The organism is Thermostichus sp. OS-CIW-29, assembly GCF_054058195.1.
The window spans coordinates 1-21,568 of the sequence record NZ_JBSSAB010000025.1; the positions used below are offsets into that span (position 1 = coordinate 1).

Annotated in this window: 14 protein-coding genes; 6 read left to right on the forward strand and 8 right to left on the reverse strand. The window is 59.5% G+C overall.

Annotated elements, in window-relative coordinates:
- Positions 1-279: 279 nt before the first annotated feature.
- Positions 280-1,812, reverse strand: coding sequence for an NAD(P)/FAD-dependent oxidoreductase (locus tag ACVWZJ_RS09545; RefSeq protein ID WP_457395917.1), 1,533 nt, complete (start codon positions 1,810-1,812; stop codon positions 280-282).
- 19 nt (positions 1,813-1,831) lie between these two features.
- A complete protein-coding gene (locus ACVWZJ_RS09550) occupies positions 1,832-3,154 on the reverse strand; it encodes a four-carbon acid sugar kinase family protein (protein WP_011434088.1) in 1,323 nt (440 codons plus the stop codon).
- 208 nt (positions 3,155-3,362) lie between these two features.
- On the opposite strand from ACVWZJ_RS09550, the gene phoU reads away from it, so the two are divergent.
- The 3 genes from phoU to clpB all read left to right on the forward strand — a co-directional run bounded on the left by phoU (position 3,363) and on the right by clpB (position 9,207).
- On the forward strand, positions 3,363-4,004 hold the full coding sequence (gene phoU / locus ACVWZJ_RS09555) for a phosphate signaling complex protein PhoU (protein WP_414350183.1): 642 nt from the start codon (positions 3,363-3,365) through the stop codon (positions 4,002-4,004).
- Between the two features lie 75 nt (positions 4,005-4,079).
- Positions 4,080-6,365, forward strand: coding sequence for a ribonuclease R family protein (locus tag ACVWZJ_RS09560; protein ID WP_414375492.1), 2,286 nt, complete (start codon positions 4,080-4,082; stop codon positions 6,363-6,365).
- A gap of 199 nt (positions 6,366-6,564) precedes the next feature.
- Entirely contained in the window at positions 6,565-9,207 is a 2,643-nt protein-coding gene (clpB, locus tag ACVWZJ_RS09565; protein WP_457395918.1) for an ATP-dependent chaperone ClpB, read from the forward strand.
- A gap of 9 nt (positions 9,208-9,216) precedes the next feature.
- Here the strand turns inward: clpB and ACVWZJ_RS09570 are convergent, their stop codons facing one another.
- The 4 genes from ACVWZJ_RS09570 to ACVWZJ_RS09585 form a co-directional block, all read right to left on the reverse strand.
- On the reverse strand, positions 9,217-9,618 hold the full coding sequence (locus tag ACVWZJ_RS09570; RefSeq protein ID WP_099812590.1) for a SaoD/DsrE family protein: 402 nt from the start codon (positions 9,616-9,618) through the stop codon (positions 9,217-9,219).
- 269 nt (positions 9,619-9,887) lie between these two features.
- The gene (locus ACVWZJ_RS09575; RefSeq protein ID WP_457395919.1) at positions 9,888-11,210 is read right to left on the reverse strand and encodes a dihydroorotase; all 1,323 of its coding nucleotides are present in this window, start codon (positions 11,208-11,210) and stop codon (positions 9,888-9,890) included.
- A 101-nt stretch (positions 11,211-11,311) separates the two neighbouring features.
- Entirely contained in the window at positions 11,312-12,529 is a 1,218-nt protein-coding gene (locus tag ACVWZJ_RS09580) for an RNA-guided endonuclease InsQ/TnpB family protein (RefSeq protein ID WP_457395920.1), read from the reverse strand.
- A 38-nt stretch (positions 12,530-12,567) separates the two neighbouring features.
- Complete coding sequence (locus ACVWZJ_RS09585; RefSeq protein WP_011434080.1) at positions 12,568-13,065, reverse strand: MarR family winged helix-turn-helix transcriptional regulator; 498 nt, start codon at positions 13,063-13,065, stop codon at positions 12,568-12,570.
- A gap of 629 nt (positions 13,066-13,694) precedes the next feature.
- Here ACVWZJ_RS09585 and ACVWZJ_RS09590 point away from each other — a divergent pair.
- The 3 genes from ACVWZJ_RS09590 to ACVWZJ_RS09600 all read left to right on the forward strand — a co-directional run bounded on the left by ACVWZJ_RS09590 (position 13,695) and on the right by ACVWZJ_RS09600 (position 16,469).
- The gene (locus ACVWZJ_RS09590) at positions 13,695-14,987 is read left to right on the forward strand and encodes a D-alanyl-D-alanine carboxypeptidase (RefSeq protein ID WP_071818173.1); all 1,293 of its coding nucleotides are present in this window, start codon (positions 13,695-13,697) and stop codon (positions 14,985-14,987) included.
- Between the two features lie 163 nt (positions 14,988-15,150).
- The gene (locus tag ACVWZJ_RS09595) at positions 15,151-15,384 is read left to right on the forward strand and encodes an IS630 transposase-related protein (protein ID WP_457395936.1); all 234 of its coding nucleotides are present in this window, start codon (positions 15,151-15,153) and stop codon (positions 15,382-15,384) included.
- 161 nt (positions 15,385-15,545) lie between these two features.
- Positions 15,546-16,469 (forward strand): fructosamine kinase family protein, encoded by a 924-nt coding sequence (locus tag ACVWZJ_RS09600; protein WP_457395921.1) that lies wholly within the window; start codon positions 15,546-15,548, stop codon positions 16,467-16,469.
- Positions 16,470-16,777: 308 nt separating this feature from the next.
- On the opposite strand, the gene glyS is transcribed toward ACVWZJ_RS09600, so the two are convergent.
- Together glyS and ACVWZJ_RS09610 are read right to left on the reverse strand one after the other, a co-directional pair.
- Positions 16,778-18,994 carry a glycine--tRNA ligase subunit beta gene (gene glyS / locus ACVWZJ_RS09605; protein ID WP_457395937.1) on the reverse strand — a complete coding sequence of 739 codons (2,217 nt, stop codon included), beginning with the start codon at positions 18,992-18,994 and terminating at the stop codon, positions 16,778-16,780.
- Positions 18,995-19,476: 482 nt separating this feature from the next.
- Entirely contained in the window at positions 19,477-21,555 is a 2,079-nt protein-coding gene (locus ACVWZJ_RS09610) for a cation:proton antiporter domain-containing protein (protein ID WP_457395922.1), read from the reverse strand.
- Positions 21,556-21,568: the final 13 nt, after the last annotated feature.

Genomic DNA, 21,568 nt, shown 5'->3' on the forward strand with positions numbered 1-21,568 from the left:
TACAACTCTTTGCCGCAAATCCAAAGAATGAGTCGGCATTCCTTTCTCTCCTTCCTCTTGAATACCTGTACCCTATTTTAAATTAAAAGGCTGTATCTCTTGAGTGTCTTGATTGCAGCTATGTTGAATTACAGTAGTGCAACCGCTCCTTGGCTCTCAACTTTCCTCTTCCTAATGAGATAAAAACTGCGAGTTAGGGCCTCGGCGGTGCAGATTGTCAGGGGAACGTCTCAAGCTCGTTCAAAGCCCCTATTTTCAGATAGAATATCTACAGAATCACTATGGAAATAACTTGTAATCTTGACCGCAGCCGTAGCGCCAAGCCTCGCGGCGCCGCTTCCAGAAGTAGTCCTGGGGGTTGGTTTCCGGCTCCGGGCGATCTGTTAGCCTTTGCAGCAGCTCGTAGAGGCCAAGGGCGCCAAAGTGGCCCGCCCATGCCACCAGCTCCGGCAACCCCAACCGAGGCAAAAGTCTGGCTACCAAGCTGGGATCCCGACGCGTCACCCCCCACAGGGCCTGGGCCAAGCCGCCAAACTGCACCACATCCTGCAAAAAGGGCTGCACCACCTGGGGGCCAGCGGCAACCATGGCCGCAAACACCCTGCTCAACAGGCGGTTAATGCTATTGGGATCCCAACTTTTGTTCTGCAGAGGGGGAATCATGGCCTTCTGAAATAGCCAGGTCACGGCCAAGTTGGGCTGGTAGGGTTGCAGCAGGGCCAGGGCTGCCTGGTTCAACTGCCGTTGCGCCAGGGCCTCGTGGATCCCCTGCTGTAGGCGATCCAGGTGGCGCAACATGGCGCCAAAGCCGCCAAAGCTTAGAGGCGACTGGCTGCCACTGCTATCCCCCACCGCCAATAGGCGATCCCAGGGCAGTTGCAGCGGGCTGCGGCGGTAGGCGGGGAAAACGCCACATAGCTTGCGCACCCAGCGGATCTGGGCCAGCTCCACCCCCTGGTAGGCTGGCAGCAGCCGGCAGTAATCCCGCCAGAGCTGCTCTAGACTAGGCCGCCGGGGATCCCGGTCGCAGTAGGTAAAAAGATAGGTGGTGCGCCCATCGCGGGCAGGGAAAGCTTCCCAAAAGGGCTGGTAGCCATTCTGGGCTGGGGTAAAGCTGTAGAAGAGATCTCCCGTGGGTTGGTCGGGCAGCCCCTGGGCACAGGATCCCACCACCAGACAGACGCTATCTGGCGGCTGCCCTTGGCGAGCCTGGGCCGCGATGGGCGAGCGGTGCCCCATGGCATCCACCAGCAGTTGAGCACGGATCTGTCCCTTGGTGGTCTGGAGGCAGATCCCATCGGGGTGAACGGTGGCACTTTGAAAGGCAGTCTGCTCCCACACTTGGCCCCCCCAGGCCAGGAAATGCTGCTTGAGGAACTCCAGGAGGCTGACTGGATCCACGCCCACATTCAGCACTCCCTCCACCCACCAGTGGGGGCCCTCCCCAAAGCCAATCCGCCCCCTCGGGTAGTGGGTAACCTGGACTGCCTCCCACTCGGGCGGGGTAAGCAGCTCCAGCTCTAACAACACCTGCAGCTCCTGGTGTGAGGTGTTCCACTCCTGCTCCCGCCCCCGCAGGATCCCGCGCTCCAGCAGGATCACCCGCCAGCCCCGCTTGGCCAAAGCCGCCCCCAGAAGGATCCCCAAGGTGCCGCCGGCAATCACCACATCGGCATCCCAGGATTGGCTGCCCAAACGAGCGGAAGAAGGGTGAACCACTGCCGGGGGCAGTTCCGCCTGCGGCTGCCGCAGGGATCCCCACCAGCGATCCAAGGTGGGCAGGGCTTCTGGCGGGGGGACGAATTCAGCCATCGGCAGGAGGAACTTCACTCTAGACCAAGCCCCGACTTTTGAGGCGACGATGAATCAAAACCAGCGTATCCACCTCGCCGACATTGCCCGGAAACAACACCACCGGCAGGTTGGGAAAGCGGGGATGATCGGACGGGGTGATCACCATCGAGATCCCAGGGTAGACTTGCCCCAGCAGACGCACCGCCGGCAAGTCGAGGCCAGTGCTGAGGGTGTCGTTGGAGGTGATGCCGCCCTTGCTGATGAGATAGCCGATCCCTTCTGGCAGCCCCTGCACCACGCCCATCAACAACCGCGAAACCTTCTGTCCAAAAGCCAGGCGCATTTCTACGGCGTCCTTTTCAAAAGTCAGTTCCTCTCGGCTGGTGTAGACCACCGGCGTCAGACCCTGCTCATAGGCGCTGTGAACTTGGGCCAGGATCCCAGGCAGCAGCTCCGCGTCGGGATCCAATAGTCGCCTCACCTCCACCTCGATGCCTTGGGTTTCAGGCTCCTGCAGAAGGCGGGCCAACTGCTGGCTGGACTTTTGCACATGGGATCCCACAATCACCACCCCTGGCCGATCTGAGCGGACAAACCGCCCCATCTGCTCTGGCAGAACCGGCTGTGGCGGCAATTGGGCCAAAGCCGTCAAGAGGCTGGCGGCGCTGCGGAACAAAAAGCGCTTCCCCTGCTCTATAGCCGCCCAAACATCCTGGGCAAAGCGATCCAAATCCGCTTGAGTTTCTCCATCCACTACACAGCAGACATTCCCCTCCAGACTCAAAAGCCGCTCCAGACAGCCGGCGCGAATCTGCTCTAGGGTCAATCGCTCCACCTGCTCAGCCCGGATCCGCCCCTGGGTTTTCTCCTGCACATAGTCCGGCAAATAGCTGTGGTGGTAGCCAAACACCGCATCCCGAGCAAACTCCGTCTCATGCACCGGCACCCAGCGCTCCCCCACCCGTAGGTAGTGGACACTGTTGCGGGTGATGCGCCCTCCCTCAAAAAAGGCCGGCACCAGAAAATGGGCATCAAAAGGCCCCAGCTCTGCTGCCATCACATCCGTTTCCAGGGGGTAATGCCCCCGCAGCGTCGAGTCGGAGCGGCTGACGAAAATAGCCTGCTCACATCCCAGCTCCGCCATCACCTCCTTCAACGCCCCACATACCGACCGCGTCACCTCCGCTGCCTTCGCCGGGGGCAAAGCCCGAGTATTGGTGAGGATAAAGCGAATTGGCGAGCTATCCTGCAACCCCAGCTTCAAAGTCTGCGGATCCCAGCGGGTGAGGAGCAAGCAACTGTGAACGGTTTGGGATCCGGTGGGATCATCGTCCAACACAACGATAGGGGGGAGAGCCATGAGACCGTCTCAATGACAAAGCAACCCGAGAACTCCAGACAGACGAATCCCCCTCAAAGGGCAACCGCTATTTTCATCTTCCCCCAAGTTGGCCATCTTCCCTGCCCCTATTCCAGGCGAAGTTTGCCATGATTGAGATCAACTGGCTCTGTTGAATCCAAAACGACTGCAGACATTTCCCCCCTGCCCACATTCATGGGAGAAAGCCATGGGGCAAGCCGAGCTGCAACTTCACATCAAACGGGTACAGCAGGACGTGCTGCGCATGGGGGCGCTGGTGGAAAAGTCGGTGGTCTTGGCCCAGCAGGCCCTGTTTGAACAGAACTTGGCCGCCGCCGAACAGGTGATCGCCCAAGACAAGCAAATTGACCGTTTTTATCGTCAAATCGAGAAAGACTGTATTAATTTGATTGCCTTGCGCTCCCCGGTGGCGCGGGATCTGCGCTGGATCAGTACCCTGATGCAACTGGTACGCGATCTGGAGCGGATTGGCGACTACGCCAAAGACTTGGCCGAAGTGGCCCTGCGCTTGGTCATGTACCCGCCGCCTCCGGAGCTGGGTCGTATTCGCGTGATGATGCAGCGCTGCCAGAAAATGCTCAGCCACAGCCTGGTGGCCCTGACGGAATTGGACGCCGACCTGGGCCGACAACTGAAGCGGGAAGACGACGCCGTTGATGAAGATTACACTAACCTTTACAATACGTTGGCGCAGCAGTCTGACATTCGCGGATCGGTCGAGCCTATTCTATTGATGTTGCTGGCGATCCGTTACCTGGAGCGTCTGGCCGACCACAGCACCAACATCGGCCAGCGGGTTGCCTTCATTGTCACCGGCCAGCGTGACTAACGCCAACGGGTTGGGTCTTGCGATGTCTTAACCCCTCTTTTTCTTTTTTGCCAATACCCTTTGCCAATACCCAAAATGGACTTCTCTCGAATTTTTCAGCATTTTCTCTCTCAGCCTCCCGATCAATTGACCGACAAAGATACTCTTCTTGCCCTCTTGCAGTCCCCCGACCCAGAAGCGCCGGAAATGCTCGAGATTGCCCTCGATGGCCTGGTGCGGGCCGGGTTTCTGGAACGACTAGGGGATCCCCCTCGCTATCGGCGCAAGCCGGACGAATCTTTGGTGGTGGGGCGTTTGCGCTGTTCCAGCAAAGGCTTTTGCTTCGCCATTCGGGACGAGCCGGGGGTGGAGGATGTGTACATCCACGGCAGCAACCTCAGCGGCGCCTGGAATGGGGATCAGGTGTTGGCGCGGGTCACCAAAGATGGCAACCGTCGCCGCAGCCCTGAGGGAGAGGTGGTGGCCGTTGTGGAGCGGGCCAATTCTGCCCTGGTGGGTCGCCTCAAACAGACGGAACAGGGTTTTCGGGTGGTGCCCTTGGACGACCGGCTGCTGTTCGAGCTGGCCCTGACGGAGGGATCCCCTGTCGAGCTGGCGGAAGGTCGGGTGGCCTATGTGGAGGTGAATCGCTACCCGCTGGGGGATCTGCCCCCAACCGGAACCATTCGCAAAATTTTGGGCGACGGCCCAGAGGCCTCCATCGATGCAGATTTGGTCTGTTGCAAGTACGACCTACCGCAGGAGTTTCCCGCTCCAGTGTTGGAGGCAGCAGCAGCTCTGCCCAAAAAGCTCAGCCGCTCTGACCAAAAGGGCCGCCGCGATCTGCGCGATTGGTTTTGCATCACTTTGGAGCCTTTGGATCTGCAGCATCCCCACGGCTTGGAACCCAACGTGGCTGTTTCCTTGCAGCGGCAAGAGAATGACCACTGGCTGCTGGGGATCCACATTGCCGACGTAGCCCACTGGCTGGATCCCGACCACCCCTTGGAGCAAGAGGCTCAGCAGCGGACGGCCACCGTCTACCTCGATACGATGGTGCTGCCTCTCTTTCCGCCGGAGGTGCACAACCGCCTGGCTCTGTTGCCACAGCAGGAGCGCTTGGCCTATTCACTGCTAGTGACCCTCGACCCAGAAGGGGTGGTACAAAACTTCGAGATTTACCCCAGCCTGGTGCAATCGCGGGCTCACCTGTCCTATGGTCAGGTGCAGGCTCTTTTGGCCACCACCGCCGACTTGGGCCCCGACGAAGAAGTGCCGGAGTTGATGGCCCTGCTGCAAAACCTGCTGCGCCTTAGCCAGATCCTACGGGCCAAACGTCACCAGGCGGGGGGATTTGACCTGCCCCTGTTGGATTTGCTCACTCCCCACTCTGCGGACGAAAGCGGCTACGGCCCCCTCTTGATCAGCGATCGCCTCGGCGCCCATGCCCTGATGACGGAAATTCTCCTGCTGGCCAACCAAATCCTGGGCCACCATTTGCGCCAGTTGGGGATCCCTTCTTTGGCCCGCGTGCAGCCTGCCCCTGCCGCCGAGGCCCTGCAGAGCTTTTTGCGCCTGGCCAATGCCATGAAGCTGGATCTGAATTTGCAAGATCCCGCTGTCGTAACTCTGGCGGACTGGCAGCGGATTTGTGCCCGCATCACCGCTCCCGATGTGTTGGCCTCTGGCGCGAGCCCGGCCTTGGTGGCGCAGATGCTGGCCACCTTGCCCCCGGTCGAGTATCGTCTCCAGCCTCTGGAAGAGCAACTCGGCCATTTTGGGTTGGGCCTCAAAGAACCCTACGCCACCTTTACGGCCCCCTTGCGCCGCTATGCCGACTTGCTCAATTTGCGTGCTCTGCACCTGGCCCTGAGCAAAGGACGCGATCGCCGCAGCCCTCGCTCCAAAACTGTGGTGGATCTGCACGGCCCCAGCGGCTACGGCCAAATCGACTGGCAAGTGTTGCCGCCCAAGGTGCAGGAGGAATGGCAGGCGTTTCTCCAGGCGCAACTGCCCAAAATTCAGGAGGGGTACCGGATCCGTCAGCAGGCGGAACGGGAGCTGATGGGCCTGAAGCGCTCTGAGTTCATGCAAAAGCACCTGGGAGAGGTGTTCCCCGGCCTAATCATCGGTGTCCAGAACTACGGCTTTTTTGTCCAGGTGGATCCCATCTTGGCGGAAGGCTTGGTGCGGGTCAGCACCCTGAAAAACGATTGGTACGAGTACCGCAGCCGTCAGCAGGCGCTGGTGGGACGCAAGAGTCGGCGCCAGTTTCGCCTGGGGGATCGGGTGGAGGTGCAGATTAAGAACGTGGATTACTACCGCCAACAAATTGACCTGGCGGTAATCGGGGAAGGCCGTCCCTACGAAGAAGAAGAATAAGGCGGGGATCCCTCCATGGATCGCAGCTGGAGAGGACGGTTGTTGCGAACTCTGGCTCTGGCAAAATAGGCGATACCTAGATCAGGAAGATCCTACCGGAGCTTCCGGCACCCAGCTCTACTGCCCCGAAAGAGTCCAGGGTGCTCCCTGTGTCTGTATTGCCTTCCTATACTGAGTAGCAAAGCTCTGCCGAACTCCTATGCAGCCCACCAATCCCAATCAATTTACCGAAAAAGCTTGGAGCGCCATTGTCCAGTCCCAAGATGTGGCCCGGCGGCACCAGCAGCAACAGTTGGAAACCGAGCATTTGCTGATCTCCCTTCTGGATCAAGAGGGGGGGCTCACCCAAACCCTCCTGCAACGGGCGGGTATCGATCCAAAGCTGGTGCGGGATAAAGTGGAAAGCTTCATCAACCAGCAGCCCAAGTTGGCGCGGGTGGATCAGCTCTACTTGGGTCGCGGCCTGGAAACCACCCTGGATCGGGCCGAGGAGTTTCGCAAAGAGTACGGCGATGATTTCATCTCGGTGGAGCACTTGTTTTTGGGATCCCTGCAAGATGAGCGGGTGGGCAAGCGGGTCTTGGCACCCCTGGGCCTGACGGTAGAGCGCCTCAAACCGGTCATCAAAGAGGTGCGAGGCAAACAGCGGGTCACCGACAAAAACCCCGAATCCCGCTACGAAGCCCTGGAGCGCTATGGCCGCGATCTCACCCAGGCGGCCCGCGAAGGGAAGCTGGACCCGGTGATCGGGCGAGATGACGAGATCCGCCGCGTCATTCAGGTGCTCTCCCGCCGCACCAAAAACAACCCCGTCCTCATCGGCGAACCCGGCGTGGGGAAAACAGCCATTGTGGAGGGCCTAGCCCAGCGCATCAACCGGGGAGATGTGCCGGAGTCTCTGAAAAACCGGCGAGTCATTGCTCTGGACATGGGCGCTCTCATTGCCGGGGCCAAGTACCGCGGGGAATTTGAAGACCGCCTCAAAGCTGTGCTCAAAGAGGTCACTGAATCCGAAGGCCAGATCATCCTCTTCATCGACGAGTTGCACACCGTTGTCGGCGCCGGGGCCGGCGAAGGGGCCATGGATGCCGGCAACTTGCTCAAACCCATGCTGGCACGGGGCGAATTGCGCTGTATTGGTGCCACCACTTTGGATGAATACCGCAAGCACATCGAAAAAGATGCGGCCCTAGAACGCCGCTTTCAGCCGGTGTACGTGGATCAGCCTTCGGTGGAAGATACCATCTCCATCCTGCGCGGCCTCAAAGAGCGCTACGAGCTGCACCATGGGGTCAAAATCAGCGACTCCGCCTTGGTGGCGGCAGCGGTGCTCTCCAACCGCTACATCTCCGAGCGCTTCCTGCCCGACAAAGCCATCGACCTGGTGGACGAGGCGGCGGCCAAGCTGAAGATGGAGATCACCTCCAAGCCCGTCGAGCTGGACGAGATCGACCGGCGCATCATGCAACTGCAGATGGAGGAGCTCTCCCTGAAAAAAGAAGATGATGCTGCCTCTAGAGATCGCCTCAGCAAAATTGAGCAGGAGCTGGCCAACCTGACGGAGCGACAACGGGAGTTGAATGCTCGCTGGCAATTTGAAAAAGAGGCTATCGAACGCCTGCAAAGCCTTAAAGCCGAGCGGGACGCCGTCAAGCTTCAAATCGAACAGGCTGAACAAAAATATGACCTCAACCGCGCTGCCGAGCTCAAGTACGGCAAGCTGATGGAATTGGAGCGGCAAATCCAAGAGCAGGAGGCTCACCTGGCCAAGCTGCAGACCAACGGCGAGCCGCTGCTGCGGGAGCAAGTGACTCCTGAAGATATCGCTGAGATCGTCTCCCGCTGGACCGGGATCCCAGTCACCAGCCTGATGGAGTCGGAAAAGCAGAAGCTGCTGCGCCTGGAAGCCCATTTGCACCAGCGGGTGGTGGGCCAAGACGAGGCGGTAGCCGCCGTAGCGGCAGCCATTCGGCGCGCCCGGGCCGGCATGAAGGATCCCAATCGCCCCATCGGCTCTTTCCTGTTCATGGGGCCCACTGGCGTGGGGAAAACCGAGCTGGCCCGTGCTTTGGCGGAGTTCCTCTTCGACACTTCCGAGGCGATGGTGCGCATCGACATGTCCGAGTACATGGAGAAGCACTCGGTCTCTCGTCTAATCGGAGCTCCTCCAGGCTACGTGGGCTACGAAGAAGGCGGGCAGCTCTCTGAGGCGGTGCGGCGCCGCCCCTACTCGGTGGTGCTCTTTGACGAGGTGGAAAAAGCCCATCCCGATGTTTTCAACATCCTGCTGCAGGTGCTGGACGATGGCCGCATCACCGACTCCCAAGGGCGGACAGTGGACTTCAAAAACACCATCATCATCATGACCAGCAACATTGGCAGCGACCTCATCCTGGAAATTGGGGCCGATGAAAGCCGCTATGAGGAGATGAAAAGCCAGGTGCTGACTCTGTTGCGGCAGCACTTCCGGCCGGAGTTCCTCAACCGCGTGGACGAGATCATCATCTTCCACGCCCTCACCCGAGAGCAAATCCGCCAGATCGTCAGTCTGCAGATGCGGCGGGTGGAGCAGTTGCTGGCGGATCAGCAAATCGAGCTCCTGCTTACCGAAGAGGCTAAGGACTACCTGGCCGAGCTGGGCTACGACCCCATGTTTGGGGCCCGCCCCCTGAAGCGGGTGATTCAGCGGGAGATCGAAAACCCCATCGCCACCAAGCTGCTGGAAAACGAGTTCCTGCCCGGCGACCGCATCCTGGTGGAGGTGGCCAACGAGCGGCTGATCTTCCGCAAGATCGGCTCTCAGCCCCGCCAAGAGCCGCCTGCTGCTGTAGCCGTCAGCTAGGCCAGTTGGCTAGAGGCTGATCACCTGGTCAGGTGGGTTGTCTTGCAAGGCCGCGTAGAGGTCGGGGAAGCAGCCCACCTGCACCCCTTTGACCACGTTTTTGGGAACACAATGGCCCGGCTCCTTGCGCCCCTGGCCTTTTGAGTCGCACCACTTGGGTTCCCCTTCCGCCAGGTTGCGCTCCAGGGCGCACATGTCGCACATCATCAGCAAAATGTTCTGCGCTTCGGCAATCTTGGCCAGGCGCTCGCCGATGGGATCCCCCTGCCGCAAAACAAAGCAGTTGTCGTCGAAAAAGAACATGCCCACCACCTGCGCTCCATGCACCCCTGCTTCTAGCTGGGGCAGGATCATCTGGCCCAACTTATAGGTGCCGCAGCGAGGGTGAGTGAACACGTAGGCAACTTTCATGAGGCCCTCCTTGCTGTTTTCAATTTTGATTATCAGTAATTATCATTTTCAGAGTAACACGAGTTTCTGGGCCAGAGTTGCCGGACCCAGCAGGCCGAGGTGTGTGGTGATCGGCAAACCAGCCTGAGACCGTTCCTGAGGCTTTTGCGCCATCCCGCCCTCAGGCCTGGCTTCTCTCCCACAAAGGGAGAGGGAAGCTAGGATAGGCTACTGCGCCACTTCTGTCCTGCTGCTATCGGAAGCCCTTGCGGGATAGCAGGGATCCCTGGCTAGCGCTGAAACTGAAGAGCCTTTCCCCGCACCGAGGGATCCACCTGGCCGTTTTGAAAGGCAATCTGTCCGCCCACGATCGTGACTAGGGGCCAGCCCACCAATTCCCAGCCCTCGAAGGGACTCCAGCCGCATTTGGTCAGCAGCTCTTCCCGCCGCACCGGTTTGGGTGTGTGGCGATCCACCAGCACCAGGTCGGCGTCGTAGCCCACCTGCAGCCGCCCTTTGTTGGGGATCCCGTAGAGGCGGGCCGGCGCCTCACACATCCACCGCACCACCTGCGCCAGCGTACAACGCCCCTGCTGGGCTGCCGTCAACATCAGGGGCAAGGCCGTCTCTACTCCCGGCATACCCGAGGGGGAGTGGGGATAGGGCTGAGCCTTTTCTTCCAAAGTATGAGGGGCATGGTCGGTGGCAATGCAATCCAGGATCCCGTCCTGCAGCCCCTGCCACAGTTGGGCCAGGTTAGCGGGATCCCGCAGGGGGGGGTTCATCTGGGCCAGGGATCCCAGCCGGGCGTAATCGGCGGTGCTGAGCAGCAGGTGCTGAGGGGTCACTTCTGCCGTCACCCAGGCCGGCTTGTGCTGGCGCAGCAGTTCCACCTCTAGGCCGGTGGAGAGGTGCAAAATGTGCAGCCGATGGCGGTAGCGGGTGGCCAAGTCCAAAGCCCGCCGTGAGGCGATCAGGGCCGATTCCTCGTCCTGAATTTGCGAGTGAACGGCTACATCTGTGCGTCCGGCAAACAGGGCCTTACGGGCTTTGATGCGAGACAGATCTTCAGCATGGACGGCAATTAAGAAGTTGGGATCCGTTTCCCCGAAAATCCGTTCTAGCGCCGCCTGATCATCCACCAACAGGGGCCCATGCATGGATCCCATGAAGATTTTGATGCCACAGGCTCCCTGCACCGTTTGCAACTCTTCTAAGTTATCGGCAGTGGCCCCGATGAAAAAGCCGTAATTGACCACACACTTGCTGCCTGCACGGGCCAACTTGTCATCCAGCGTCGCTTGGTCAATCGTCAGCGGGTCGGTGTTGGGCATCTCCAAAAAGCTGGTCACCCCGCCCCGGGCACAGGCCCAGGATCCCGTCTGCAGGTCTTCTTTGTGCTCTCGGCCCGGCTCGCGGAAGTGAACTTGCGGATCGATCACCCCCGGCATCAAGGTATGGCCCTCGGCGTCGATGACCTTGGCCACCCCTTCTGGCGAGAGGTTTTGGCCGATTTGGGCAATGCGCCCCTCCCGCACCAGCACATCTCCCCGCCAGGGATCCCCTTCCGGCACCAGCAGCTCAGCATTTCGGATCAGCAAATCGCCAGACAAAGCTCCGCCCTCCCTCAAAGGCGCTCTCAAGATAAAGACTATTGACTTGGCTCCGCCAGCACAGCCGCATCTGGATCCAGTAAACTACCCGGCTCCGACCGCTAAGCGGTACGGAGCGGGCTTTCAGTAGCCCTGGGCCTGCTCTGCTCTACCAGAGAACAAAACAGGCCCGAACCTCTAGGCTGGTTTACGGCAGCCCCCAAAAGCGCAATCACATTCGCACCATTCAAATCCGCATCTCCTTCCCATCCACAGTGCCCACACTTGAACGACTTACCACTGCGGTAGGATTGCGCAGGATCGGGATGGATATGCAAACACTTGTGGCAGGTCTGCGACGTGTAGGCGGGCGGCACAAGAATCAGAGAAACCCCTGCAACCCTCGCCTTGTACTCCAGAAACTGACGTAGTTGGTAGAACGCCCAACTGTTGGCCCTGCGCCGCTCGGCTTTGCTGCGGGGTTGTTGATTGACTCTTTCCCGGATCCCTGTCAGGTCTTCCAGGGCGATAGCGCTGTTGGTAGCCTTTGCCCTAGAGACAATAGCTTTGGAGATGCGATGATTGACCCACGCCTGAAAGCGTCTCTCCTTGCCAGACAGCCGTTGCAACAGTTGACGGCATCTGCGCCGCGAACTGCGTGTGCCCTTACTGGCTTTGCGTTGGAGTACCGCCCTCAATCGGGAGTAGTGGTCTCGGACTCGGTTCAACTGCTGTCCATTCCAGTTGTCCCCCTCTGACGTATGGGCAATATCCGTCCTCCCCAAGTCCACCCCCAGCACTCTGCCCGTGCGTTGCGGCGGGGATGGCTCCGCTTCCACACAGATTTGAATGGAGTAGGAGCCGTCTTTACGCTTGACCAGGGTGGCAGATTTGGGGTTGGAACCAGCCAGCCGTTCTCTCTGGTAGCGGCCAATCGCCAGCTCAAAGCGCTCCCGACCCTCCACCGTGGTCAGCGACACCGTCCAGTCTTTCTCGCGGAACGAAAAGATACGAGCGTCGTAGGTAGCGAAGCCCCCTTTGAACGCTTTGACGGGGCGGTTTTTCTGTTGGGCAACTTTACGGGCGCCGGCCAGCCGTCTGCAGACCTGCTGGTCGCGTAAGCGGGACGTAGTCCTTGCCAAGTTACTGGATAAGCCGAACCGGGCACGGATTTCGCGGTAGCACAGAGACTGGAGCTTAACGGCGTTGGCGACTTTCTCCGGCGTGTTCTGGTTGACCCAATTCAAGGCTTGGCCAAAAGCCTCCAAAGTCGCGTCCAATTTGGCGGCTTGCGACTGGGACGCCTTGAGCTTGCAGGATACGGTCAGGACTTGGGTCATAGTTCTATTGTAACCTCGCATTCCTCTCGGCACTGACCCTACGGGTACAGTGCGGGGCTCCTGCGATTTCTAGCTGACAGATGGGCGATCAGCCGATCCACCAACCGCGAGAGGGTTGCCTGTTCTTCTAGGCTGAGACAGCCGTAGGTTTGCTCCCGCAACTGCCAAATCAGAGGGGGTAAAACGTCTTTCAGCTCCTCCCCTGCAGGTGTGAGGTAGACCCGCCAAATCCGCCGATCCTCAGGATCTCGCTGCCGCCGGATCAGCTCCCGTTTTTCCATGCCATCCAACACCCCGGTCATGGTGCCCCCCAACTGCTGCAAGCGCTCACAAATAGTGGAAGTAGGGATCCCGTCTTCTTCCCAAAGGCAGCAGAGCACCACCCAATGGGAGATGGTCAGGCCAAAAGGCTCCAAATGAGACTGCAACTTCCGCCGCACCAATTGAGACAACAATCGAATGCGGTAGCCCAGGGAGTTGGGGGCGAGAATGTCATGCCACCGTTCCAGGAAAGCCTGCTTTTCCGATTGAACCATCTCCCCGGTTTGACTGTTTCCCATCGGCGGCCTGGAATGCTCGGAATCTAAATCGCCCTATTTTATCTTTTACTGAGGAGAAGGAGAGAAGGAGCTTACGGTTTGCCGAGAAGGTTGTGTGATCTGCAGTACGGCCTAGCCCTTGCACAGCCAACAGACGATCTGCGGCCATTACAGTTGCAAAAGATATCCATAAAGATATCCATCAGGCCACACAACATTTTTTGGCTACCCATCAGCTAGAAATTGCAGGAGCCCCGCACTGTACCCGTAGGGTCGGTGTCGGGAGGAATGCTATAATAATACTGCGGACACCAGAAACGGTTGTTTAAGGCACTGGTAACGGTCGATTGGGGGTGCTGTAAACCACCCCAGAGGCTCGTGGTTGGCTTGCTAACTGCAGGGCTACTAAAAGCCCGCTCCGTACCGCCTAGCGGTTGGTGTCGGGTAGTTTACGTCACAGCTGACTGGGATCCCTGACAAGCAAAAGATGGGCTTGCCTTGGCCGGAGTCGATAACGCTGGAAAAGGCTGGCACAGAGATTTGCCAAGGCAGTTCGGATGGCACTAGAGTAGCGTCAAGTCTTTTGCCAGCCCGTTGTCCTTTGCAAGTGTCTTTGTGAGGTCATCATGCCGCTTATCCCACAGGGGTTGCGCCCCCATCGTCGTCTCCTCTGGGCAGGGATCCCGTTAGCTGGTGCTTTGGCCTTGGGGGCCTGCTGGAGCAACCCCACAGGTGCTGAAGTCGAGTCTCCCACATTGACTCAGAATCCCTTCCCCCCCATCCCCACTCCACCGCCGCCGCTGCCTTCCCCAAGTGGGACTCCGGGCCTTCCCCCTTGGTGGCCCCGCGCCCAATCGCCGCAGTGGGAAGATTCTCCTTACGCTTCGGTCTTGTCCGGCTTTTTGCAAGGATTGGCGGCCCAAGGGGGAGCGCTCTCTCAACAGGGGATCCTGCTCTGGACGCCGGAAGGGGAGCTGTTGGCGGAGCATGGGCTGGATCGACCTTTGCCGGTGGGAGCCTTGGATCAGTTGGCCATCAGCTTGATGGCCCTGGAGACTTGGGGTTACGAGCATCGCTTTGAGACCCGCTTCTACACCACAGGCCATCGGTTGGGCCATCGCTTGACGGGAGATTTGATCCTGGTGGGTGGCGGGGATCCCTATTTCACGGAAGCGAATGTGGCAGAGCTGGCCCGCCATTTGCATAGCCTCAACATTCGCCAGATCGACGGGGATGTGAAGGTGTTGCCCCCCTTCCGTTTGCTGGGCCAACCCGATCCTTTGGGCGGCGCTCAGCGTTTGGCAGAACTCCTCAGCAATACTCAACAACCCCATCCGGTTGTCATTCGCGGCTCGGTGTCAGTCCTAACAGCCCTCCCCGCGGACGCCCACTGCCTGGCCAGCTACACCTCGCTACGGCTGGGATCCCTGTTGCAGATCCTCAATGGCAGCAACGACCGAGCCATGGCAGAAGCCCTGTTGGCGGAACTGGGGGGCGAAACAGCCCTGCTGGAGTACCTGCGGCAGCGGTTGGTGGCTCAGCCCATTTCCCGCCTGGATTCCCAAATGGCCCCCGCCGAGCAAGACATTCGCCTGGGGCAAAGAGGGCGAGCGCTGTACCTTTCCCCCCGCGCCCTAGCTCATCTCTGGGAACACCTGGTAGATTTCACAGATGGGGATCCGACTCGGATCTTGCCCAGAGCGGGCACTGGCCATAGCACCCTGCGGGCGCGCACCTTGCCCCCAGGCACGGCTGCTCAGGTGGGATCCGCTGCGGATCGGCTGATGACGATGGGGCAGCTGCCGAATGGCATCCACTTTGTCCTGCTCAACCAAGGTCCTGACCTGGGCATTTTGCGCCAGCAACAGGATCAGTTTCTGCAGGATGTGGTGGCCATTTCTGAGCCTCTCCGCCGCTAATGCTGACCTCAATTCGAACTTAATTTGAGATACAGCTCTCCCCCCACTTTCCCCATAGGAGGCGGAAGCTCAAGACCCCAGAGCCCCACAGGTTAGGAACAGGGTCAATTCATTTAAGAATGAGACGGCCCTGCAGCTAAGAAGGCATGGAGGTAGACCTCGGCTGAACCGAGAAGACCTGAGGCCGACAAAAGTCAAGACCCGCGAGCGCAAGATAGACTCGGCTGCCCTGCAGCAAGACGGAGACCAGTACCCAGAAGCTCGACTGAAGGATAGAGCCCGGTCTGGCGTCCAACCCGTCCTGCCAGCGGGACGGAGTCCTCGCGCTATTGACTGTGCTCTTGAGAATGAGAAGGTGAAAGTAGCACAAAAAAAGAGTTATGGTCATTTCAATTAAACCAGGAGACTGCGCCCACACCTAAAACTTTGAATGCACGGGGCCATAGGGCTTTTCTCAATGGCCCAGGCAATGGCTCAGGCGTCTCACCCTAACCTGAAATGACTACCCGAAATGACCATAAGTACCTGTTTTTCTCCGACAATTGACTTTTGCTGCTGATGCAAACTCTTTGGCAGACCATCGCCCAGCACCTTTCAGAAGCAACAGGGGATCCCATCCAGCCCCTACAGTATCGTTCTGTGGGCGGAGGCAGCATCAACGCCACCTATCGGTTTTCCTGCGCTTCCCAAAGCCCTCTTGCAGAAGGGGTAAAAGACTACTTCGTCAAATTGGCCCGTGGGGGAGAAAGGGCGCTGGAGATGTTTGCAGCGGAAGCTGCGGGCTTGCAAACCCTAGCGGCCGCCCAGGCCATTCGCGTGCCCCAGCCCATCATCTGGGGATCCGTAGGAGAGCAGGCCTACTTGGTGCTGGAATACCTGGAGCTAACCTCGCCCCGTCCGCAGACTGCGGGTTTGTTGGGATCCCAGTTGGCCCAGTTGCACCGCACCCTATCCCCCAACGGCAGCTACGGTTGGGAGCGCGACAACACCATCGGCTCCACGCCGCAGATCAACAGTTGGCGGCAGAATTGGCCGGATTTTTATCGGGAACAGCGGCTGCTCTACCAGGTGAAATTGGCTTGCCAACAGGGGTATCGCGGCACGTGGGTGGCCCAAGCCGAACGGGTAATGGCGGAGCTGGAAGCCTTTTTTCAGGACTACAGGCCAGAACCCGCTCTGTTGCATGGAGATCTGTGGGGCGGCAACTACGGGGCCTTGGCCGATGGATCCCCGGTGATTTTCGATCCGGCCACCTACTACGGGGATCGGGAGACGGATCTGGCGATGACAGAACTGTTTGGCGGCTTTCCGCCGGAGTTCTATCGGGCTTATCAGCAGACCTATCCTTTGGATAAGGGATATCCTCACCGCAAGCCCCTCTACCAGCTCTACCACTGGCTCAACCATCTCAACCTGTTTGGAGAGGGCTACCTAGGCTCGGTGCAGCGGGCTTTGCAGCAGTGTTTGCAATTTCTTGGATAAATCGTATGGTTGTTCAGGTTAAGATGAGACGCCTGGGCTACTGATCGCGCCAGCGGGACGGAGTCCTTGAAAAACCTTCTAACCCCCTGCATTATTGCTCCGCAACGCTATTGCTCCGCAACGCTGACGCGAAGACGCGACCAACGGTTTAGGTGTGGGCAAAGTGTTCTGAGTTTGAGTGGAAATGACGATATGTCCATTCCCAAGCCGTTCGCGCCAGTGGGACAGAGTCCTTGGGGGGTAGCTCCCTCTGGGAGAGAAGCTGGGGGTGAGGGGGATCTGTCTCGAAGTAAACTGATCTGAAACGGCTAGGGGGTCTTCTCCGGCGAGGATTCCCCTGCCATGACCACAGCCCCCATGTCCCCCAACAGGCGCGACTGGTTGCGCAATACTCCCAGCAAATTGAGCCGGCTGGCCCGTCGCACAGGATCCGGATCCATCACCAGAACGGCTTCAAAAAACTGGGCTACCTGAGGGGCTGCCGCTTGCAGAGCTTCCACCAAGGGAACAAAATCTCCCCGTAAGGCCGGCTCCACCCCCAGACGATAGATTTTCTGGCAAGCCTCGTACAACTCCCTTTCTGCCGCCTCCTGCAACTGGTCGGGATCCACGGCGGCTGCTGGATCTGTTACACCGTAGTCCAAATCCCCTTGGGCTGCTAGGCGGGCGCAGCGATTGAGGGTGGGATAGAGATCCGCCAATTCCCCGGTGGCCCGCAGGTGTTGCAGGTACTCCGCCCGCAGCAAAGTCAAGGGCAGGTTGCCCAGGGCCCGCAAGGTGAGCTCGGCCTTCTGGGGATCCTCCGCTTTGACGGACTCTGGATCCCCCACTACGGCCCTGACCAAGTCGTAATCAATCCGTTTTTCCTCCTGCAAAAGGGTCTGTATCCGTTGGGCCAAAAACTCCTGCAAGGCTCGCAAGGTGTGGACATCTCCCAAGGCCTGCGGCCCGCCAGCGCGAACGGCATAGTCCTGCACCACGCTCTGCAACAGCAAGTTGAAGTCAAAAGTCCAGCCGGCATCCCAGGCAACCAGCACCAGGCTGTTGGCGGCCCGCCGCAGGGCAAAGCGATCCGAGGAGCCGGTGGGGATCCGCCCCAAGCGAAACATGCCCACCAAGGTATCCAGGCGATCCGCCCAGCCCACCACCCGCCCGGTCAAGGAATTGGGCAAAGCGTCCCCCGCCCCCAAAGGCCAGTAGTGCTGCTCGATCCCCTCGGCCACCGCCTCCGGCTCACCGTCGTGGCGGGCATACTCGGCTCCCATGATCCCCTGCAGCTCCGGGAACTCGTACACCATTTGGGTAACCAGATCCGCCTTGCACAGGTAAGCCGTGCGATCCACCAGCGCCTGCTCCTGGGGATCCAAGTTCAGGGCAGCGGCAATGAGGCGGCTGATGTGGCGGATGCGCTCCACCTTGTCCCGCATGGAGCCCAGCCCTTCGGCAAAAGTAACCGCCTGCAGGCGTTCCACCCGCTGCGCCAAGGGGATCCGCCGATCCTCCTCGTAGAAAAAGCGGGCATCCGCCAGGCGCGCCCGCACCACACGGCTGTTGCCTGCCCCGATCCGCTCCGATTGCCGGGGGTCGCCGTTGGAGATGGTGATGAAATAGGGCAGCAATTTTCTGGGATCCCGGCCATCCCGTACTGGGAAGTAGCGCTGGTGAGTGATCATCACCGTCTCGATCACCGCAGGGGGCAAGCGCAAAAACTCTGGCTCAAAGCGCCCCAAAACCGCCGTCGGCCACTCCACCAAGTGCACCACCTCCCGCAGCAAAGGAGCAGGGATCTGGGCTTCCCCATTCACTTGCCTGGCCAGCTTGGTCACCTCAGCCTGAATGTATGCCTCTCGCGCTGTTGGATCGGGGCTGACCCCCGCCTCTTGCATTTGCTGAACGTAGCTCTCGGCCCGCTCCAGGACAACCTGCTGGGATCCCAAAACGCGGTGCCCCCGGCTCACCCGCCCCGCCACCAAGCCCGGCAAAGGATTTCCCTCGGAGGTAGGCCAGAGCAAAGGCAACACCTGATCCTCCCAAAGGGAAACCAGCCAGCGGATGGGACGGGGAAACTTCAGGTCTCCATAGCCCCAGCGCATCAGCCGTTCGCCGCTCAAGCTGGTGATCCAGGTGGGCGCCAATTCCTGGAGCACCGCCGCCGTCGGTCGGCCCCGCACCCGCTGCACCGCAAACACAAAGGATCCCTTGCCCACTTGCCGGATCTCCAGGCTGCCGGGATCCACCCCTTGTTTTTGGGCAAATTTTTCCCCGGCGGGGGTGAGCCGGCCATCTTGGTAGGCCACCTGCACTGGCGGCCCCTTCACCTCCAAAGTGCGATCCGGCTGCTGGGTGGGCAACCCCTGCAACAGAACCGCCAGGCGGCGCGGCGTACCGAAAAGCTGCATCTGCTCCGCTTGCAAATGGGCCTCCGCCAAAGAGGCCGGGATCCCGGTTCGCCACTGCTCCAGAGCCGAATCCACAAAACTGGCTGGGAGCTCTTCACAGCCGACTTCCAGCAAATAGGCAACCATACTGATACATTTACGCTGAACACTGCTGAACATCACTGTTCAACTATGCAGCGATAGCATTCTGTTTGTTTCCATTCGCGTTAGCGGGACGGAGTCCAAACAGAATGGCGGTATCCCGCAAAGCTTTGAGTAGAATACCCAAAGCGCAGTTTCCGTGTCGTCTTACTACCAATTTTCTGCTTTGCTTTGGCTACCATGTTGGCAGACTCGAAAGTAAACAGAAAGATCAACTGGTAGTAATCCGTACTGAACATATTATACATCATTTTCAGTATAGTTGAGCTTATTATTGACTAGAGTCATGCTCCTGTGCTCCGTAGGGTACCATCCCCACTTCCTCAATCAACATAGTCTATGGCTCTGGGCCTCCCTTCTGGCTCACGACTGCTCCGAACCTGGGGTATCCCAGTTTACCAAGGGAGCCGGGGCGTCGTTGAGACAAGAGCTCCAGTCCGCCAGACAACACCCCAATGCCATCCCTGTCAAGTGGGCTCTGCGGCCGCCAGAACCCCATCTCCTTGGCGCAAGGGATGAGCTGAATCCCGTGGCAAATGCACCACGATGATGGGAAGGCTGGGTCGGTTGCGGGCGATGGTCTCCGGCTCTCGGCCTAGACGCGACCGGTTGCCGGTTTCGCTGGGAACCAATACCAACACATCTCCTGGCTGCAGCGCTTTGAAGGCTTCCGCCACCACCCCCCCCTGCACCCGCTGAACCGGCAAGTGGGCATAGCTTTCTGCCGGCAAGGCTGGGGAGCTTTTCCGCCCAGGTCGGGTTTGCACCAGCAGGATCTGCAAACCTGCTTTCAATTCGCCGGCCAGCGTTTGTGCCAGCCCAATGGTCTGCTGCAGGGATCCGGGAGAGACCTCCAGCTCCGGTGCAACCAAGAGGATGCGGCGCGCCGTCTCGATGGGTACCGGAAACCGCGTGATCAACACTGGGATCCCCACCTGCCGCACCACCGCGTCAATGATGCTGCCGAAAAAGTTCTCCGCATAGGTGGAGTAGCCCTTCCAGCCCAGGATCACCAAGGTTGCCTGCCGTTCCGCCGCCGAGCGAATGATCCCTTTTTCCACCGAGTCATCCACCCGCCGGATCGGCTCCACTCGGGCCACGGCGCTGTGGGCCAGAGCTTCTGCGAAAGTCAGCAACTGCTCCTGCCGGGCCAGGGCTGCCGGCGAGATCCCGGCGCGGTCAGACAAAACATGCAGCGGCAGCAGCGTTCCCCCATCTTTTTTGGCCAAAATCAAAGCCAACTGTAACAGGTTCCTCTCAGTATCCGGGTTGGCCACCGGCACCAAGACGCGAGCTCCCCAATCCGGCTTGGGCAATTCGGTGGACTCTGCCGCCACTTCGGCTGGCTGCATTTGCTCTCCCCAGCGGGCCACAATCCAAGGCGAGGCAACACAGGTCACGAGGATCATGGCAATGGTGCCGTTCACCGTCAGCTCATCCACCAACTCCACCTGAAAGGCCACCGTGATCGCCGCCAGGGTAGCCGCCGCCTGAGCCATCGACAAACCGAACATGATCATCGTGCTGGCAAAGCGCCAGCCAAACAGTTGGGCCGGGATCCAAGCGGCCAGAAACTTGCTCACCACCTCCGCTGCGATCATCACTCCGCCCACCAGCAGCGTGCGCGGCTCCCCCAAGAGAATACCGGGATTGATCAGCATCCCCACCGAGATCAAGAAGAAAGGCACAAACAGGGTGTTGCCGATAAACTGAATCCGGTTCATCAGGGGGCTGAGCTGGGGGATGATAGGGGTGATGGCCGTCCCGGCCAGAAAGGCTCCCACCACCGGCTCAATGCCGATCAACCCCGCTCCGTAGGCCACCACAAACAAAGTGGCGATCACGAAAGTAAACTCTGCTCCCTCGTCGTGACCAAAGCGTTGAAAGAACCAACTGCCCAGCTTAGGCACCCCCCACAGGGTGGCAAAGGTGTAGAGGGCAATGGAAGGGATCAACGTCAGCCAAAAGCGCAGCGACAGCTCCCCTTGGTGGGCGCGCACCACCACCGCCAGCACCAACAAAGCCAGGACATTCGTGATAAGGGTGGCCCCCAAAGTTGCCGTCACCGTCTGCAGGCGCATCAACCCCAGCTTCGAGATGATGGGCAGACCGATCAGGGTGTGAGAGGCAAAACAAGAGGCCACCAGCACCGCCGCCAGAAAGCCATACCCAATGGCCAACATGGCTGCTGTGCCGATGAGCATGGGCAACAGAAAGGTGAGCGCCCCGAAGAGGGTGGCCTTCCCGGCATTGAGCTTCAAATCTTCCAGACTGGTCTCCAGCCCCGCCATGAACATGAGAAACAACAGCCCCACCGTGCCCAGCAGGATGATGGTCTCGTCCCGCCGCAAGATGCCCAAGCCGTAGGGCCCCACCACCAGCCCAGCCAAGATTAACCCGATGATCCCCGGCAGGCGCAGCCGCTCAAATAGCAAGGGAGCCACCAGCATGATGGTCAGGATGATCAAAAACACCAGCACCGGATTCTCAACAGGGCCGATCAGGGCTAGAGGGATCCCCGAAATTTGCAGCCAGTTAGCCAGCATAAATCACCCGACA

What these genes read in the sequence shown, in the direction of transcription:
- ACVWZJ_RS09550 (WP_011434088.1), bottom strand. Translation starts at nt 3,154, where the DNA reads ATGGCTCTCCCCCCTATCGTTGTGTTGGACGATGATCCCACCGGATCC.
- ACVWZJ_RS09600 (WP_457395921.1), top strand. Translation starts at nt 15,546, where the DNA reads ATGCAAACTCTTTGGCAGACCATCGCCCAGCACCTTTCAGAAGCAACA.
- ACVWZJ_RS09590 (WP_071818173.1), top strand. Translation starts at nt 13,695, where the DNA reads ATGCCGCTTATCCCACAGGGGTTGCGCCCCCATCGTCGTCTCCTCTGG.
- ACVWZJ_RS09560 (WP_414375492.1), top strand. Translation starts at nt 4,080, where the DNA reads ATGGACTTCTCTCGAATTTTTCAGCATTTTCTCTCTCAGCCTCCCGAT.
- glyS (WP_457395937.1), bottom strand. Translation starts at nt 18,994, where the DNA reads ATGGTTGCCTATTTGCTGGAAGTCGGCTGTGAAGAGCTCCCAGCCAGT.
- ACVWZJ_RS09570 (WP_099812590.1), bottom strand. Translation starts at nt 9,618, where the DNA reads ATGAAAGTTGCCTACGTGTTCACTCACCCTCGCTGCGGCACCTATAAG.
- ACVWZJ_RS09585 (WP_011434080.1), bottom strand. Translation starts at nt 13,065, where the DNA reads ATGGTTCAATCGGAAAAGCAGGCTTTCCTGGAACGGTGGCATGACATT.
- ACVWZJ_RS09610 (WP_457395922.1), bottom strand. Translation starts at nt 21,555, where the DNA reads ATGCTGGCTAACTGGCTGCAAATTTCGGGGATCCCTCTAGCCCTGATC.
- ACVWZJ_RS09580 (WP_457395920.1), bottom strand. Translation starts at nt 12,529, where the DNA reads ATGACCCAAGTCCTGACCGTATCCTGCAAGCTCAAGGCGTCCCAGTCG.
- clpB (WP_457395918.1), top strand. Translation starts at nt 6,565, where the DNA reads ATGCAGCCCACCAATCCCAATCAATTTACCGAAAAAGCTTGGAGCGCC.
- ACVWZJ_RS09545 (WP_457395917.1), bottom strand. Translation starts at nt 1,812, where the DNA reads ATGGCTGAATTCGTCCCCCCGCCAGAAGCCCTGCCCACCTTGGATCGC.
- phoU (WP_414350183.1), top strand. Translation starts at nt 3,363, where the DNA reads ATGGGGCAAGCCGAGCTGCAACTTCACATCAAACGGGTACAGCAGGAC.